At 33.5% G+C, this 16,709-nt stretch carries 17 protein-coding genes; 3 read left to right on the top strand and 14 right to left on the bottom strand.

The window, feature by feature from the left end:
- The first annotated feature begins 238 nt into the window (after positions 1 to 238).
- The 3 genes from ACI9TV_RS13830 to ACI9TV_RS13820 all read left to right on the top strand — a co-directional run bounded on the left by ACI9TV_RS13830 (position 239) and on the right by ACI9TV_RS13820 (position 1,692).
- Positions 239 to 877, top strand: a complete 639-nt coding sequence (locus tag ACI9TV_RS13830) for a hypothetical protein (RefSeq protein WP_415251407.1) — start codon at positions 239 to 241, stop codon at positions 875 to 877.
- A 101-nt stretch (positions 878 to 978) separates the two neighbouring features.
- Complete coding sequence (locus ACI9TV_RS13825) at positions 979 to 1,422, top strand: DUF4395 domain-containing protein (protein WP_415251406.1); 444 nt, start codon at positions 979 to 981, stop codon at positions 1,420 to 1,422.
- A 21-nt stretch (positions 1,423 to 1,443) separates the two neighbouring features.
- Positions 1,444 to 1,692, top strand: coding sequence for a CDGSH iron-sulfur domain-containing protein (locus ACI9TV_RS13820; protein ID WP_415251405.1), 249 nt, complete (start codon positions 1,444 to 1,446; stop codon positions 1,690 to 1,692).
- An 18-nt stretch (positions 1,693 to 1,710) separates the two neighbouring features.
- On the opposite strand, the gene ACI9TV_RS13815 is transcribed toward ACI9TV_RS13820, so the two are convergent.
- From ACI9TV_RS13815 to ACI9TV_RS13750, 14 genes are all read right to left on the bottom strand, one after another.
- A complete protein-coding gene (locus ACI9TV_RS13815; RefSeq protein ID WP_415251404.1) occupies positions 1,711 to 2,394 on the bottom strand; it encodes a hypothetical protein in 684 nt (227 codons plus the stop codon).
- Entirely contained in the window at positions 2,387 to 2,911 is a 525-nt protein-coding gene (locus tag ACI9TV_RS13810) for a hypothetical protein (RefSeq protein ID WP_415251403.1), read from the bottom strand. The genes ACI9TV_RS13815 and ACI9TV_RS13810 overlap by 8 nt, the downstream gene beginning before the upstream one ends.
- 6 nt (positions 2,912 to 2,917) lie before the next feature.
- Entirely contained in the window at positions 2,918 to 5,149 is a 2,232-nt protein-coding gene (hypF, locus tag ACI9TV_RS13805) for a carbamoyltransferase HypF (protein WP_415251402.1), read from the bottom strand.
- Positions 5,130 to 7,148 (bottom strand): hypothetical protein, encoded by a 2,019-nt coding sequence (locus ACI9TV_RS13800; RefSeq protein WP_415251401.1) that lies wholly within the window; start codon positions 7,146 to 7,148, stop codon positions 5,130 to 5,132. The genes hypF and ACI9TV_RS13800 overlap by 20 nt, the downstream gene beginning before the upstream one ends.
- A gap of 62 nt (positions 7,149 to 7,210) precedes the next feature.
- Positions 7,211 to 7,786 (bottom strand): hydrogenase maturation protease, encoded by a 576-nt coding sequence (locus tag ACI9TV_RS13795; RefSeq protein WP_415251400.1) that lies wholly within the window; start codon positions 7,784 to 7,786, stop codon positions 7,211 to 7,213.
- Positions 7,787 to 8,533 carry a cytochrome b/b6 domain-containing protein gene (locus tag ACI9TV_RS13790; RefSeq protein WP_415251399.1) on the bottom strand — a complete coding sequence of 249 codons (747 nt, stop codon included), beginning with the start codon at positions 8,531 to 8,533 and terminating at the stop codon, positions 7,787 to 7,789.
- A 12-nt stretch (positions 8,534 to 8,545) separates the two neighbouring features.
- On the bottom strand, positions 8,546 to 10,387 hold the full coding sequence (locus tag ACI9TV_RS13785) for a nickel-dependent hydrogenase large subunit (protein ID WP_415251398.1): 1,842 nt from the start codon (positions 10,385 to 10,387) through the stop codon (positions 8,546 to 8,548).
- Entirely contained in the window at positions 10,387 to 11,625 is a 1,239-nt protein-coding gene (locus tag ACI9TV_RS13780; RefSeq protein WP_415251397.1) for a hydrogenase small subunit, read from the bottom strand. The genes ACI9TV_RS13785 and ACI9TV_RS13780 overlap by 1 nt, the downstream gene beginning before the upstream one ends.
- A 499-nt stretch (positions 11,626 to 12,124) precedes the next feature.
- Positions 12,125 to 13,423: a nickel-dependent hydrogenase large subunit gene (locus tag ACI9TV_RS13775; protein ID WP_415251396.1), complete on the bottom strand. Its 1,299-nt coding sequence runs from the start codon at positions 13,421 to 13,423 to the stop codon at positions 12,125 to 12,127.
- Positions 13,401 to 14,306: a hydrogenase gene (locus ACI9TV_RS13770; RefSeq protein ID WP_415251395.1), complete on the bottom strand. Its 906-nt coding sequence runs from the start codon at positions 14,304 to 14,306 to the stop codon at positions 13,401 to 13,403. Before ACI9TV_RS13770 ends, ACI9TV_RS13775 begins: the two co-directional genes overlap by 23 nt.
- Positions 14,284 to 14,880: a TetR/AcrR family transcriptional regulator gene (locus tag ACI9TV_RS13765; RefSeq protein ID WP_415251394.1), complete on the bottom strand. Its 597-nt coding sequence runs from the start codon at positions 14,878 to 14,880 to the stop codon at positions 14,284 to 14,286. Before ACI9TV_RS13765 ends, ACI9TV_RS13770 begins: the two co-directional genes overlap by 23 nt.
- A gap of 165 nt (positions 14,881 to 15,045) precedes the next feature.
- The gene (locus ACI9TV_RS13760) at positions 15,046 to 15,513 is read right to left on the bottom strand and encodes a DsrE family protein (protein WP_415251393.1); all 468 of its coding nucleotides are present in this window, start codon (positions 15,511 to 15,513) and stop codon (positions 15,046 to 15,048) included.
- A 1-nt stretch (position 15,514) separates the two neighbouring features.
- Entirely contained in the window at positions 15,515 to 16,120 is a 606-nt protein-coding gene (locus ACI9TV_RS13755) for a DUF302 domain-containing protein (protein WP_415251392.1), read from the bottom strand.
- A gap of 46 nt (positions 16,121 to 16,166) precedes the next feature.
- Positions 16,167 to 16,601, bottom strand: coding sequence for a DsrE family protein (locus ACI9TV_RS13750; protein WP_415251391.1), 435 nt, complete (start codon positions 16,599 to 16,601; stop codon positions 16,167 to 16,169).
- Positions 16,602 to 16,709 lie beyond the last annotated feature (108 nt).

Here is a 16,709-nt window from a genome sequence, read left to right as displayed (position 1 = left end):
ATGTAATCACTAATGTTTTACGCTGATTCTTTCCTACAGAAAAGTCTGCTATCGCGCTAAGATGATCAGGGCCAAAAGCATGAATTATCCCATACCAAAAGATTATAATTAATGATAACTCCATTTCCTTCCTCCAATAAACTGAATGTACATTCACTATAATAGTATTTAATAATTAATTATTTATTAAAAAATTACTTTCTACTCTATTTTAAGAACTAAATAATATAATGTTCCTATGAAATGTATCTATTGTAATCATCCCCATACTTATATTCTTGCAGATAATCAACGTAAGTGTAGTAAGTGTAAAAGAAAATTTAGCCTAAGAAAAGTACAAAGAGAAGAAAAGCTCTTTAGGCATTTTCAAAAGGGTCATACAGCAAGAAAAACCGCTTTTGATAGTGAAATGCATTTTCTAACAGTTCAAAATTATTTTGAGAAATTTAGAAAAAACATTGCTATTTATTCGGATGAAATGTATCAACAAAATTCTCATAGAGTAACAGATTATGATGAGTACCTTTATTTACCTCGAAGTCTTAGTATAGAAAAAAACATAGATAAACTTCAGCATTTTCTCACGCTTTGTTATGATGATACGATTTATAATATTATGATGCCAAAAACAAAACTTTCTGTACTTAAAAATCCTGATGAAAAAGATCATAAACTCTTAATAAAATATCTCAAATTTAATAAAATTTCTAAACTTTCAAAATCCCAAAATACAATTACAAAATTTTGGGATTTTTTTGAAGAATTTATTTGTCAGTATAAGGGGGTAAGCAATGACAAGTTTATCTTTTATCTTAAAGAAGCGGAATGGAGATTTAACCTTCAGCAAAAAAATACACAGAGCATAAAAGAAACTTAACAAATGAATAGTTATTCATTAATCAAGTACTAACTTATAATTTTTTACTATACTTATAAATATGAAATATATAATTAAATCGAATCTAAAGGCTCATTAGTATGTCTCAATCTTGTCCCATCACATTTAAACGAATAGATGGAAATGTTGCTAGAATAGGAGCTTTTTTTGTTGTAACTTTAGTTGTATTATATTTAGCCACATCTTTCATTTTATTTCTATATATATTAGCATTAGACTTTATTACACGTCTGTATTTAAACAAAGAATTTAGTATCATTTTTCAACTCTCAAAAACAGTTAAAAAAATATTGAAAATTAAAACAATGATGACAGATGCAGGTGCAAAAAGACTAGCTGCTACATTTGGGCTAATGTTTTCTGTCCTTCTAATAATTGAAGCTCATTTTAGTTTAGATATAGCATTATACATTACTGCAACCATACTGTTAATATGTGCTTCAATGGAAGTTCTTTTTGATTATTGTGTTGGTTGTAAAGTTTACTATATAATAAAGAAAATTTATCCTAACTTTCATAGTTAAGCAAATTTCAAAGGCAAAAATATGAAACATCCAGTAAGAACATACCTTCAAAAAGGTAAAACCTATCATTTTTGTACCTGTTCTCAAAGTGAAGATGGCGTGATTTGTGATGGGAGTCATAAGGGTACTGACTTTACACCTAAAGAATTTATTGCTACTCGAAACTCTGAGTTCTTGTTGTGTTTGTGTAAAAATAGTTCATGTACACCTTTCTGTGATGGTGCACATGCAAAACATGAAAAATTAGATTTAGATTTTTTACTAGATTAAGATCTTATTTCTATAAACCTAACTCCAAAAGTTTTTTACGTCTTCTTTTTGAAATTTATATCCTAAAACTTCACAAAGAATACTAGAGGAAAGAGGCTTTATAGGCTTTACTTCACCACTAAAATAAGTTTCCTCAAAACCAAAGTTTTTACTATTTTGTGTAAATATCTCTTTTTTTGTTGATTGGATGGGTGCTACTACATTAAATATTTTATTTCTAATACTTTGCTCTATAATACTTTGGATCACTCCGATAACATCATCACGGTGCACATAGTTTGTTGGAGAATCTTCTATAGTTTTAGCACATGTATATTTACCTGCAATTCTATCGTATCCCATGAGTCCACCAAGTCTTAAAATTACGGTATCTTCATCTTTTATCTTTGCGAGTTCTTCAGCTTCTATAATAAGCTTATTGTCATTATAAAAAGAGGTAGAACTTAACAGTATCATTTGTGTCTTTATTGCTTCATTTAAAGAAACTGAAAAATATACATCTTCTATGACGTCTAAATACTCGTCTGATGGAGGAACCGCAATGATTAAGGCATCGCAATTGTAAAAGCCCACTAATGAGTCCATATTAACATCACGACAGAGACAATTAACTTCGTGTCCTTGTGCTTCGAGCTTTGCTTTGAGAGCATTACCTACCCACCCACATCCTAAGATAGCAATCTTTTTTTTCTTTTTAGTCATTATTTTCCTTCATATTTTTTTTAAGATTATAAATTTTTTCATACAGCCCTTTACCAGTAGCATATATATAGTGCTTTTCTTTTTTTAGTGTGATGAGATTATCAGTAAAAGAAGCTATTGGTAATGAACGTAGAGGTAAATTAGATTCTTTTACGCTTACTTCGTAAGATAAATCAACATTTTGATACACATAAAAAAGCTTTTCATCAAATTTATAGCTCTCAACATAAGTACTTTTACCATATCCAACACCTATCGTTGCAATAGCCCAAAAACCTATATAGCTTAAAAGTAATACTGTATATACTATAATTTTCCAAAGTATTTTTTTTGTCTGCTGATCGTAAATATTGCGAATTATTTTATATACAAAAAATACTGATAGTATATATAAAAAAATGATACTAACATTCACAATATTTTCAAGCATTAATGATGGAACCCACTCTATAATATTTAATGTGAAACTCAAAAATAAATAGACTGTTATTTGTATAAAGTTTTTAAAAAAAATCATTAGTATTTAATTCCTTAGGGTGCCGAATGTAGCCATAACTTGACCTAAAGCAATCCCACCATCATTTGGAGGAATTGTGTTAGAAATTATAGCATTAGGAAATCTCTCTAACACTAAGCCTAAAAGTACCCTGTTTTGAAACACCCCACCACTCAGTACTAAAGGTAAGTCATAAGGCTCGTATACCCTAGCTATTATTTCTACTAAAGTATGGAAAAATTTACTAACGGCTGTTGCAATGTTTTTTTCTTTTAGTAGTTGCGTAAGTAAAGGAAGTATATCTATTTTTTCATTTTCATAGCCAAAAGTATAGTACCCTTCAACTGAACTATCAAATAACTCTTCAAGCATCATACCACTTTCGCCCTCAAAGCTCATCACTTGACAAATACCAAGTAATGAAGCCACCGCATCAAATACTCTCCCTATAGAGGAGCTTAGTGGGGCATTTAATCCCTTTTCCCATGCAATGTAATAAGTTCTAAGTTCCACTGAAGAAAATTCTTGCGTAGTTGGATTATCAAGGCTCAATACATCTTCACCATAAAGACTAAAGAGAAGTGAAAGAGCTACACGTTTTGGTTCTTTAATAGCTTTGGTACCTCCCAAGAGTTTAAAGTACTCTATGGATGCCACTCTCTTATACTCTTGAGCATCACAGACTATAAATTCTCCACCCCAAAGCATACCATCATCTCCATAACCTGTACCATCAAAGGCTACACCAAATACTTTACCCTTTATCTGCTTTTCCGCCATTACTGCTAAAATATGGGCATAATGATGTTGTACTTCTTTACCTACTATGTCTTCATTATTCTTTATAATTTTATTTGCAACTTTTGTTGACTCATACTTTGGATGCTTATCATAAGCAATAATGTGTGCTTTAAAATTATAAATACGCTCTAATGTTTCGATATTTTTTTCATAGTATTCTATCGATGAAATACTATCTAAGTCCCCAATATGAGGAGATAATATTACCTGATTATCAAAACCAATAGCTATAGTGTTTTTTTGATTAGCCCCCAGAGCAAGTACATTCTGTCTTAGTGAAAAAGGCAAAGTAACACGTACTGGAGCATACCCACGAGAGCGTCTAATCACAACTTGTTGTTCTTTAACTACCATCACTACAGAATCATCACATCCATTAACAATATCACGGTTATGATCTAGGACATAGTCATATACACCTTGTAACATTTGTAAACTCTCTAGATTTGTACAAATGGGTTCATCAGTTACATTAGCAGATGTTGCTATGAGAGGACGATTGAGTTTATTTAACAAGAGTAAGTGCAAAGGTGTATAAGGTAAAAATAGTCCTATGTAAGAGATATTTGGAGCAATAATACTTGAATGTTTTTCTTTCATTTTCACAACTACAATAGGTCGTTCTTGAGAAAGTAAAAGTTCTTCTTCTTGCTTAGAAATAACTGCAAGTTCTCTAGCCATTTTTATATCGCCGACCATTACAGCAAAAGGTTTAGTTGGTCTATTTTTTCTTTTACGAAGCTCTCTTATAGAGTCTTCATTTGTAGCATCACATATCAGATGGTAACCACCTACCCCTTTGAGTGCTAGGATCTTACCTTCGTTTAATAATGCAACTGATTTTTCTATCTCATTTTTTGTATCTATTAATTTGCCTACATTATCCATCAACTGCAACTTTGGTCCACAATCATAACATCCTATAGGCTGTGCATGGTAGCGTCTATCTAAGGGATTAGTATATTCTGATTCACATACCTTACACATCTCAAATGTCTTCATTGATGTATGACTTCTATCATAGGGTAAATTATAGATTATAGAGTAACGTACACCGCAGTGTGTACACGTTATAAAAGGATATCCATAGCGACGATTAGTAGGATCTAAAAGTTCTTTCTCACATGCCTCACAAATACTTACATCGGGAGGAATATTAACAGTTATATTCCCTTTACTCTGGGTTTGAATTATCTCAAAATTATCAAAAGCTTTGTAAGTAATCTCTTTGTGTTGGATAGTTTCAATCGTCGCTAAAAGAGGATATTCATACTCTACAGCTATTAAAAACTGTTTGAGTGTAAGTGTGTCGGTATTAATAATAATTTCAACACCATTACTATTATTACTCACTGTACCTGTTACTAAGTACCTTTGAGAAAGAGTATAAATAAAAGGACGAAAACCGACACCTTGTACTGTGCCGGTAATGTTTATCTTATAAGTACAAAGCTCCATGTACCGCGTTCTCCTTACCTATAGGAAAGTTTTTACTCATGAGAGGATTTTTCACTCCGAGTGTTTTTTGTATTCTTCCATAAAGTGATTGATTTGCAAAAGTTTCGCCAACAAGTACTACAATGTTGCTTTCTACTTTATCGCAAAGTTGAGGGACAAGCTCACCTATGTAATCACCAAAAGATTCATAAATACTGTAACACATAAAATTATTTTCAACATCGCCGAGCTGATAAGACATTATACTTGTTAAAAAAGCATAATTATCAAAACGGTTGTCCTTAACCTTCGTGTCTATCTGCAATCCACCTTTACCTAAAAAGCTAACTGCCTCAGCTGAGATTCCCTCAAAACTTTCATCTTCAAGTCCAAGAGTGATGGCTGTAACTTCAAAGATATCCATATCTCCCTCTAAATTATCTAAACGTTCCCATACTTCTGGGTAAGCTTTTTTATAATTATGGACCAATCTATCTGAACCATCTCTAAGTGTACTTATTTTTTCCCATAAGTTATCAGATTCAAATGCTATTGCTGGCACTGCGTTAATGACTTGTTTCCCATTATAATATAAAAAATTCAATGTACCATCAAAGTGGACACCTATAGCTTTTTGTCCAACTTTACCATGTTCTGCAAGAACGGATAGCATAGAGGCTTTATATTGTTCAAATAGTTTTTCATTATTGTGTCCACTCTCAAAATCTTCTTCTGTATCTAAGACATATATTTCTTCTGTTGATACAGAATCAAATACATCAAATGAATCTATAATATTTTCTCCATCAACGCGTACACAAGCTAAATCATGAGCCACGGTAACTCGATTCTTTTCATTTTCCACCATTGCAGGATAAAGAATTCGTTCACCTGAAACAAAAAGCTTTGTGTCTTGATTAATAAAAAGTTTTGTGTCTTTTTGTGTGTTAATAGGCATGTCAAAATCAACTAAAAAGTCTGCTACTTCATCACTTCCACATTCTACATAAGCTAGATACTCTAAACCATGTTTTACTGCTTCTGCTGCTAAAAGCATTGTCATTCCATCATCTGGATATTTTACTAACGCAGATGATCCATAAAGCCTTTTCATTACATCACTTTTAGTTGCAACTCTTAAGAGCGGACGTTCTATGCTCAGTAAAGCATTAAATTCTTGTTCGACAAGCATTAAATGTTCATTAAAACCCGCTGTACTTGCCATAAGTAATGTTGAGAGTCCAACACTATCTTTACCAGAATCAGCGAAGTTATATGGTGCTTTACTTAAACCTATATCAAGTTTTTGTGTTGTAAATTTTATCTTTTTTATTGCATCTGCATCTCGGTTAGGATAAAAAAACTTTCTATATCCATGCATTGTTTTCATAAGAACAGTTTTTCCTGTACTAATAGCACCAGCACTTACTTTAAAAAGATTACGGTAATCACCTTTGTTAAGAGCCATGTATTCTGTCTCTCGGTTAAGCATACGTAAACCTATACCACATTCTATACATGATATAAGAGGATAATCCTTACGTAATGAGTTCTCTGTCCTCTCTTTTTCGCACGCAGTACAAGGCACTAAAAATTTCATGGTAGTGTTTGCTCGAGTATAAGGGTACTTCGTTAAAAAGGGATGTTGTGAACCACAATTATTACAAGATGTAAAAGGGTAATAAAAACGACGTGTACTTACATCAAACATCTCTTTTTGACAGCTTGGACAAGGCGCAATATTTACAGGAAGATTCACTTCGCTTAAAGCTAATAATGATGGTTTTTCTTCGCTAAAATAATGTTTCCCCTTGCCTAAAAATAACGAGGCTGGTAATACATCTTCCATACCCAATAAAAAACTTTCCAATTTTTCATCGTCTTGATTAAAAATCATAACAATTTTATCTTTTGTTTGAATTATTTCTGCTTCAATACCTACTTTCTCCGCATATGCACGTATTAGGTTTGCTATATAATTCTTGTTGGAGCTAAATGCTATCTCAAAAATAAAATACATTGATTTTCCTAGTTTTAAATTATTGTTTACTAAACAGCTAGATTAAATCATCTAACTGTATACTAAACAAACTTTGACATATCTGTAAAGTCTGCTATCTTAGGGTTTGCATAAGCTTCTATAATACTTGTAAAACTCACTTCATCTACATTTTTCCGTGTGAGTATAATGCCCGAATTTTTCAACTCATTTAGTGTTTCTTCTACAAGTTTTGGCATACATACTAATGCTTCAGGTGTCATAGCATTTTTAACATCTATAATATCATGAGGAACCATAGTGATAAGCTGTACTTCACCCATCTCTTCGTGAAAAGAACATATTTCTATCATCATAGTTATTTCTACTTCATTAGCAGTTTTACGTGTGGCAGACTCATTTGCCATCACTTGCTCAGAATTTTCAGAACTTATAGTGCCGACAGGACCTACTTTAGACCCTGTTCCAACAATAATAACCTTGTCATATTCTTGATAATATGTCATCAAGGTAAACCCTAAAGTACCACCCTCAACAATAGTGAGTTTAGGATGTACTTCATAATTTTCTTCAATATACTTCACAAGATATGCACCTAAGCCCTCATCATGAAACATTATGTTTCCTATACCAATGAGTGCTATTTTTTCATATGCCATTTATTCTTCTTTTGTATCTTCAATCTTAACATACTTACTACCGCCTACAATAATAGATACATCACCTTCTTTCCAGAAAATTGTTCTCCAAAATTGGTAATAGATATGAAATACTACCCATGTTATAAGTAACCACATTGTTATGTGATGTGAAATACGCACATCCATAAGAGTTGCTGTAGGTCCACCATCAACCATCCATGCAGATGCTACTACTGTCCAATCAGTTACCATATGCAACATCCAAGGCCACCATGCACCAATACTACTTTCTCCTGAGCCTAGTCCATGTACATACATTTGTAGTCCAGTTAAGAGCATCCATATCATCAAAAAATGAAAGATAAAGAAATAAGTAACATTAAAACTGTCATTATGTTCAGAACTAAACTCTTTACGTCTGTTGAGTGTTACAAGATTTAAAAACACTTCTCCAAACTCAACTAGATTTGCTCTGTTTGGAATTACTTTTTTGTACGCTTTATCAACACGTGAAAAGAAAGTCAAATAAACTATAAGTACTGATGTAACATCAAAAATAATCGCAAACATAAAGTGGACCCAACGATTCCAAGCCATTACATATTTGTCAACTGCAGTCTCTGCTATAAATGTTTGATAGTATGGATCAGCAATATACAAACCTGTTATAATTGCTGCTATCATTCCTAAAACATTTACCCAGTGTATGATTCTTAGAGCACCTGTTCTACGCTTTACCTGTCTATATCCTGGTTTAGCTTTCATAGTGTCCTCCTTTTAAAATGCACAAGTAGGGTCAACTTTATATACAGCCAACTCCTTGCCATTAGTGTCCATAACATGCACAGCACAGGCAATACAAGGGTCAAAACTGTGTACCGTTCGGATGATTTCCAATGGTTCTTCAGGGTTGGCAACCTTAGTCCCAATAAGCGATGCTTCATAAGCTCCTATTTCACCATTAGGTCCTCTAGGACCTGCATTCCAAGTAGAAGGAACAACAGCTTGAAAGTTAGATACCAATCCATCTTTAATAACAATCCAATGGCCTAAAGATCCCCTAGGAGCCTCTGCCATACCTCTACCTCTACAGTCTTTACTTACTTCATCAAAATCAAATTTTGTCCAAGTACTAAGATCGCCAGAGGCTGCGTTTAAAGCAAGTTCAGCTGCCCAATCTTGCATACCATCAGCTATCATCTCAGTTTCGATAGCACGAGCAGCTGTTCTACCAACAGTAGAAAAAAGTACTGTAATCGGTAGTCCTGAACGCTTAAGAAAGTTACCAACATATTTAGTAATATTTTTATCACCTTTTACATATCCAATAACCATACGAGCTAGTGGTCCAACTTCTACCTTGCGTCCATCATAAAGTGGAGATTTAATCCAAGAATATTTACCCTCTGTTTTAAGATAAGCATAACCATCATCTTTTTTATCAAGTCCCGTATATTCAGGAATAGTTGTTCCTACATAAGGATGCTCAGGAGCACCAGTACCTTCAAACCATGAATGTGTTACATCTTCTGTAATTTTATCTTCATCTAGTTCATGTACTTGACTAATATCCCCATCAAGTACTAGCCCTGAAGGTAAAAAGAGTGCTGACTTATAGAACCCTGTATCATCAAGTCGAAAGTCTCCATAAGACATATAAGATAATAGTCCTCCACCGGAGCCACCAATACCTTTTCCTAATGTACCCTTATGGTTTGTACCATGAAAAGATTGTGATGCATCCGTTGCTTCTGGTGCATATGCTGTACCAGCCATATAAATATCTGGAAGGTATGCTCTTTTAACAAAGTCAGTTGTTTCACGTAATAACTCTTGAAAAAGTGCAATACGTGCAGGATTTTGAATATCTTGAACACATGTTACTCCACCAACAACAATTGATTGTGGATGTGGAGATTTACCACCAAAAAGTGCATGCATTTTAGACATACGTCTTTGTACATCTAGTCCTTTAAGATAATGAGCAACACCAATAAGGTTTTGTTCAGGAGTAAGCTTATAGCCTTTGTTTCCCCAATATCCATTTCCAAAGATACCTAAACGACCTTCTTTAGCAAACTTTATAATTCTGTCTTGTATATTTTTAAAGTCTGAAGCTCCTGACATATAGGGAGTTGTTCCAGCTGCTTTTGCCCACTTTTCAGCTTCTTTAGCTGTAGCTACTGGATCCGCTTTTGTTGCAGATATAATATCCACAAAGTCAAGAGCGTGTAAGTGGTAAAAGTGTACAAAGTGATCATGTACTTGAAGTGAACCTTGAATAAGGTTACGCACAATACGAGCATTTTTAGGAATAGTTACGTTAAACGCATCCTCAACTGCTTCAATAGATCTTTGGTAGTGTGTACCAGTACACACACCACAAATACGCATAGTCATTAAACCAACATCTCTAGGGTCTCTATTTTTTACAATAGTCTCAATCCCTCTAAACATTGTTGAAGAACTCCACGCATCTATAATTGTGTTGTCACTATTTATTACAGCTTCAATTCTAAGGTGCCCCTCAATTCTTGTAATAGGGTCAACAATAATATGCTTATTTCCGTTTACATCCGTTTGATGGAAGTTACCATCTTCTCCGTGTAATGTACTCATTAGTATTCTCCTCCATCTTCTTTTTTACCTGCAATAGCACTTGCAGCTGCATGGATACCTATACCAATACCAGCTACTGTCAATAGTCCAAGTCCAAATTCATCAACTGTCTTTTCAACCCCACCTGTTGGTGCTTTGATGTTGGCATTTGCCATTGGTCTTTCATATGCATACTTATCCCAAAAATCTGGTTCAGAACATCCTATACAACCACGTCCAACACCAATAGGCCAATTCACACCTTCGTTATAACGGATAATAGAACAGTTGTTAAAAGTCATTGGTCCTTTACAACCCACTTTATAAAGACAAAAGTTATTTTTAGCTCCTTCATCTCCCCACTCTTCAACATATTCACCCGCATCAAAATGTGCACGTCTTTCGCAGTTATCATGGATTCTATATCCAAATGCAAACTTAGGACGTAAAAGTGAGTCAAGCTCAGGAATCGTACCAGTAAGAACATAGTGTAAAATAACTCCAACCATGTTGGATGGATTAGCCGGACAAGCTGGAATATTTATTAGTGGCTTACCTTTAACAACATCCATTACCCCTACTGCATCAGTTGGGTTTGGTGCTGCTGCTGGAATACCACCATACGTAGCACAAGAACCAACAGCAACAACTGCTGCTGCACCTTCTGCTGCTCTGTGTAAGTGATCCACAAATGTTTCACCTGTCGCACCAATAGTTCCATAGTTACCATTCATACCTAGTGGAACAGCTCCCTCAACAAAAAGTAAGTACTGACCTTTAAAATGCTCCATCGCGTCATTCATCTGCTTTTCAGCTTGGTGTCCTGAAGCTGCCTGAAGTGTTTCATGGAATTCTAAAGAAATAATATCTAAAATTATTTCATCAATTTTTGGTCCATCTGAACGTAAAAGTGCTTCAGAGTTACCGGCACAATCTTGTAACTCTAGCCAGATAACAGGAACTCTGTTCATAAGTACAGCGGCCTCAGCCACAAGTGGGGTAAATGAAGCAGGAAGCATAAGCATAGCAGTAGTAGCAGATGCCCATTTTAAGAAGTCCCGTCTCTCAAGTCCTTGTTCTTCTATACTCTCGGTAAAATCCATTCTGTTATTAAGAGGTGCGAGTTTTTTTAAATCCTCAAGCCTCTGTTGACAAGATGCATATAACTCTTCATAATATACATCACCTTTATTGGTATCGACTTTAGCACTTTCTGCCGTAAAAAGTTTTTTTACAGATTCATCATTTGCTACACTCATGATATTCCCCTTTGTTGTTTTTTTATATTGAATGCCTATTCAGTATAGTATTTTATAATAACTTAAAGTTTGTTGAATGACTATTCATTTAACTACTAAACTCGTTTATTGTAACTTAAGGTATTAAATTTAATCACATAACTATGATATCTTTCTAGCCATAAGATCTGATATATATAAGTACATTATACTAAGATAAAAGCCATCAGGTGGCCAAGTTAACCAATAAAAGTAAACTATGAAAACGTGAATAAATGAATGTGGTTTAAGATAAATATGTGATAGATGGGTAAGAAAATCAACGGAAGTACTCCTATTTATTCTCGCTACAGTAGAGTGTATTTGTAATTTATAAAAGTAGGGAAGCCTAGAGTTTAACTAGATTTATCTTTCATAGAGCCATGAAACTTTACTTCGAGTTTACTACTATTTCTATTTGCGTGATAACTAAATACAATCCTATACTAAGTGATACCTGTTAAAAGTATTTATACGAGTGCTAATGTGTTGTACAAACTGAACATACATCAAATGTGCGAAAAATAAAAAGTGCTTCAGCTTTAGTATGTCCAAGCATTGTTTTTTGAACAGGAGTTAATTTATTCTTAGAAGAACTTCCAATATTCCATTGAGTTGGAGTAATAATCTCATACTTTTTTATCATTCCATTTTCTATATCTACTTTGTGAATAAGAGGTCCACGAGGAGCTTCTACAACCCCTACTCCACTGGCTGTTATTTTATCTATAGAGATAGGCTTATTGTATGAGTTTTCATCTATAGAAATAGTACTTAACAAATCTTTAGAATGTTTCATTAAATATGCTAGTTCATATATCCTTGCCATAACACGAGAATAAGCACTGTCCTTATAACGTCTATGGACATTTCTTATTAAAGGATTTTCTAGAGACATCATCCGTGACAACGAACCAACTTCGTAGTAATTATCTTTATACATAGCATTTCTTGCATAAGTTTTTTCATTTGGGGAGTAAGATTCTATTGTACTTACATGCTTTACATCTACCTTAAATGAACGTGTTTGTTTTACTTTGGAAGGTTTAGTAAAAAGATGTTCCCCTAAAACTATAAATCTGTCATAGGCTAAACCCTTGTCTTGCATACCTAGTTCTCGTAAATATTTTTCAATTTTTGATATATCGGCCTTCCCTGTTACAAACTCTTTACATATTTCATAGCCTAAGAAATTCTCTAAATTAACACCTAAACTTTCTTTTTCAAAAAACTGTATGAGTTCATCAAGAAAACTCTGCGCTTGTAAAATTTCTATATATGTAGGGTCGCAAGTAATTCCACCCGGAACCATATATGAAGAATGCGGCCATTGTCCACCAAGGAGTGCTATTGCCTTTGTAGCTAAACTAGCTCCATATGCACCTTTAAGAGGATAATTTTCTTCATCAGAATCTGTTAATTTCAAAAGCTCCGGAATCAGTACCATGTACATCCATTTTAAATGGTTTTGTATTATCTCCATTACCAAGGTAAACTCTCGTATATTTTTTGCTTTTGTACTTAACTCCACTTCATGCCCAGAATTTTTATACGCATCTTCTATTGCTCTCACGCTTGCCATCAGGTGAGCATGTCCACATATTCCACATACACGGGGAGTTATTACTAATGCGTCAAGGGCATTTTTTCCTTTTAAAATATTTTCGATACCACGAAAATGAGGAAATGCTATAGTTGAAAAGACTACTTTTTCATTTACTATATCAAAATAAACAGATGCTTCCCCTTCTATTTGATCAACGAGTTGTTTTGTAGTCAATGAGTTTTCCTTCAAGTCTTTTGATACTAAATGTTTTTGCCATTCCAGTCATTGTTAAGTATACTCTTTTTGGTATTTCTAAGGGAACGTCTTGAGGTATAGACATATTTTTTTTTGTGCTAAAAAGGTTTGATCTTGGAAAATCAGGCTCCGTACAACCAAAGCATGGCGTTCCGACACGCGTTTTAGAACTCACTTCATTCCATAGAATCTTATTACAAGAGGCATGTGTCATCGGAGCACGGCATCCTTGTTCGTAAAACATACAACCTTCCTTTAGACCAAACCCTTTTGTATCTATTTTCCATTCAAAATATTCGTTTCTTGTACACCCATGATGAGCTAGATTACTATACAACTCTAAAGGTCTATGAAGTTCATCAAGTGGTATTTCTTTTTTATTTATAAGCATATTTAACGTGTAACTAAGCCATTCAGGGTGAACTGGACATCCTGAAAGGTTTATTACCTTTGTTTTAGATTCTCTTAGAGGTCCAAACTCTTCTTTTTCATTAAAAATGAGTCCACTATTTCGCTCTGGAGCAGAAGCTTTAAAGATTCCACCAAAACTTGCACAACTTCCAAGGGATATAACATACTTTGCATCTTTTGAGTAATGCTTCAAAATATCCCCAACTAAAACATCATTTCTTTTTAAAAGAGGGTCATATGCCCCTTCAAAAATGAGTACATCACACGATGCTTGAAAAGAAGTGATTTCTTCAAGGGTATGTGTACATTCTAAAAATGGATGATTAATCATATCAATATTACTCAGTAAAGATGGGAGTGATGGAAGATTTAAGAAAGAATGTATGTTACCGTTACAAGTAACACCTTGTATCCAAATAAGACGAAGCTTAGCTTCTTGATTTAAGTGCATAGAAAATGTTTTCAGAAATACTTGTTTTGTAATCTGCCAAAGGCTCAGGTAAGATATCTTCACCAAATAAGAAAACCATACCACCTAAGTAACCCATAAAAAGCCCAAAAGCACTAAAGAAATCTTGGTTATGTAATTTATCACAGGCAACGCCCTCATCAAATAAAATCATCATCTCGGTAACAAAAGAAGAAACACAAATCATTCCCTTACATTCTTCACCAAAAATTTCACGGTTTGATAAATAAACTCGTAAAAAATATTCTATCATTTCAGGCTTTTCTTCAGCCATATCAAAATACATAGAAACTATTTCATAAATTTTTTCTTCAGTTCCCAAGTCACTTTCGTTGATATCTTTAATGTGACTTCCAAGATACTCGGCGATGTGGAGTACAAGTTCTTTTGCAAGAATATCCTTAGAAGTAAAATAATTATAAAAGCTACCAACACTCATCCCAACTTTTTGAGCAATGTCAGGAATAGTAGTAATGTAAAAACCTCTTTCTGAAAAGAGTTTTAATGATGCGGAAATAATTCCATTTTTTCTTTCTTCTTTAGTGGGTCTTGCCATACACACTCCAAATTAGTTATTTCCAGTAGTATAGCATGATATAGATGAAATAATTGAGAGAATATCTTTATTCTAGCCTTTCAAAAACCCATCATTTTATAAAAATTCAATATAATAAAATATAATAATTACCTTCTAATTATAAAACACTATAGCAAATATTCTTTATTTGAAAATTGGAACATAACTATAACCAACGGACTGCTTCTCAATAAGCCCTACAGTAGACGTAGCAACCAATGTAACATACGGGTAAATATTTTTTTTGTTAATTTTCAGTCTATTAACTCCTGATGCACACATTAAAAATTCAACTTCGTATAAATCAGCCAAACTTTTTATCCTTTTGGCAAAGGTATCATGTTTCTTTATTAATCCTGCATCATTTTTATATCTTGATACAGATAAGTCTTCAAGAAAAAACTTATATGCATCTCCATGTATAACTACAGATACTTCTAACTCTTGGAGATTACTTTCATAATATGTTTTATGAAATGCAATTCCAGATAAGACTTTTTTTTCAAATGCTTCAATATTTCCACTAGTTAACTCAAAAACAACTTTCTTACTAGTCTCATTTGCACTAAGAGATACAAATAATAATATGTATACTATGATATATTTTAACACTTTATTTTTCCTCGCTATCTATATCATACCCAGCGGCTAGTGCTGGAATTTCTTCCATTGCTTTTTTCACATTTAACATATCTTCCATAAGCGCTGGACTAATGATTTTTTTCTCAGTTCCACCATAAATTGCTAGATCCATATCCATACTGATTAAATATCTTCTTCCATCACCATATTCCACATACATAATACGACATGGCATAAATCCACCGTAAAAACGTGAATGGTCCAGCATTTTTTTAGCAATTGTTAGAGAACAAACTTCAGCAATACGAGCATGTGCAACTTGGTTTGGTTTAGGATTTTCAATTCTAAACATATCCTTTTCACCAACATATCTCATATTGTAATCATTTGCAAGTGACTCAAGTTCCATAAAGATATCATCTTCTTCTAAGTCTCCATCAGTTATTTCCCACTCTCTCATCATAGCCTGAGCTGGGTCACCAGTTGATTCAACCTTCTCCATCATTTTTGCATAAGCTTTTTGTGTTTCTGGTGGAAAGCTCATAAAGCTTACTCCAAGTTTAATTGCTGTTAAATTGTTACTCACAAACACAATTCCTACAACAACGATTACTGCCAAAAATATTTTCATTTTCATTTTTTCCCTTTTTTATTTTAATAGAATTTATACATCTAAATTTATATTATGGCGCTATATATACCCAACCAGCTTGAACTCTTTCAGTTATCTCTACTATACCGGCAGTAACAACTTCTGCATACTCAGTCAGATCTTCTTCTTTAATCTTTTTGGTTCTCATTGTATTACCACAAGCAACAAATTCAACTCCTAAAAGACCTAATGCATCAACACGAACTGCAATTTTTCTATGCTTCTTCTCTACCATCTTAATACCGTGATAATATGCGACGATACGTATATACACATTATCAGGTCCATAAAATTTTATAACATTATTTGCCACACTTAACACATGATGTATAGTCTCATCATCCGCTGTATTTATAGAAAATACAATCAGACGTGGATCAACTAACGATGGTTCAGGTTCTGCAAACTCAGTTTCAGCGGACAGTACCAAACACATTGACAACACTAATAGTAATTTTTTTATCATTTTATATTCCTTGTTAGAGATTTGAAATCTTCAATGTTCAAAGCTCCAATAAACTTTTTAATGATATCCTGTTTATTATTAATAAAATAAAAACTTGGAGTCATAACA

This window comes from Sulfurimonas sp. (assembly GCF_047622445.1).
In the GTDB taxonomy this organism is placed as follows: domain Bacteria; phylum Campylobacterota; class Campylobacteria; order Campylobacterales; family Sulfurimonadaceae; genus Sulfurimonas.
Note: the sequence above shows the minus strand (reverse complement) of the source record. Positions and strands in the feature narration are given on the sequence as shown.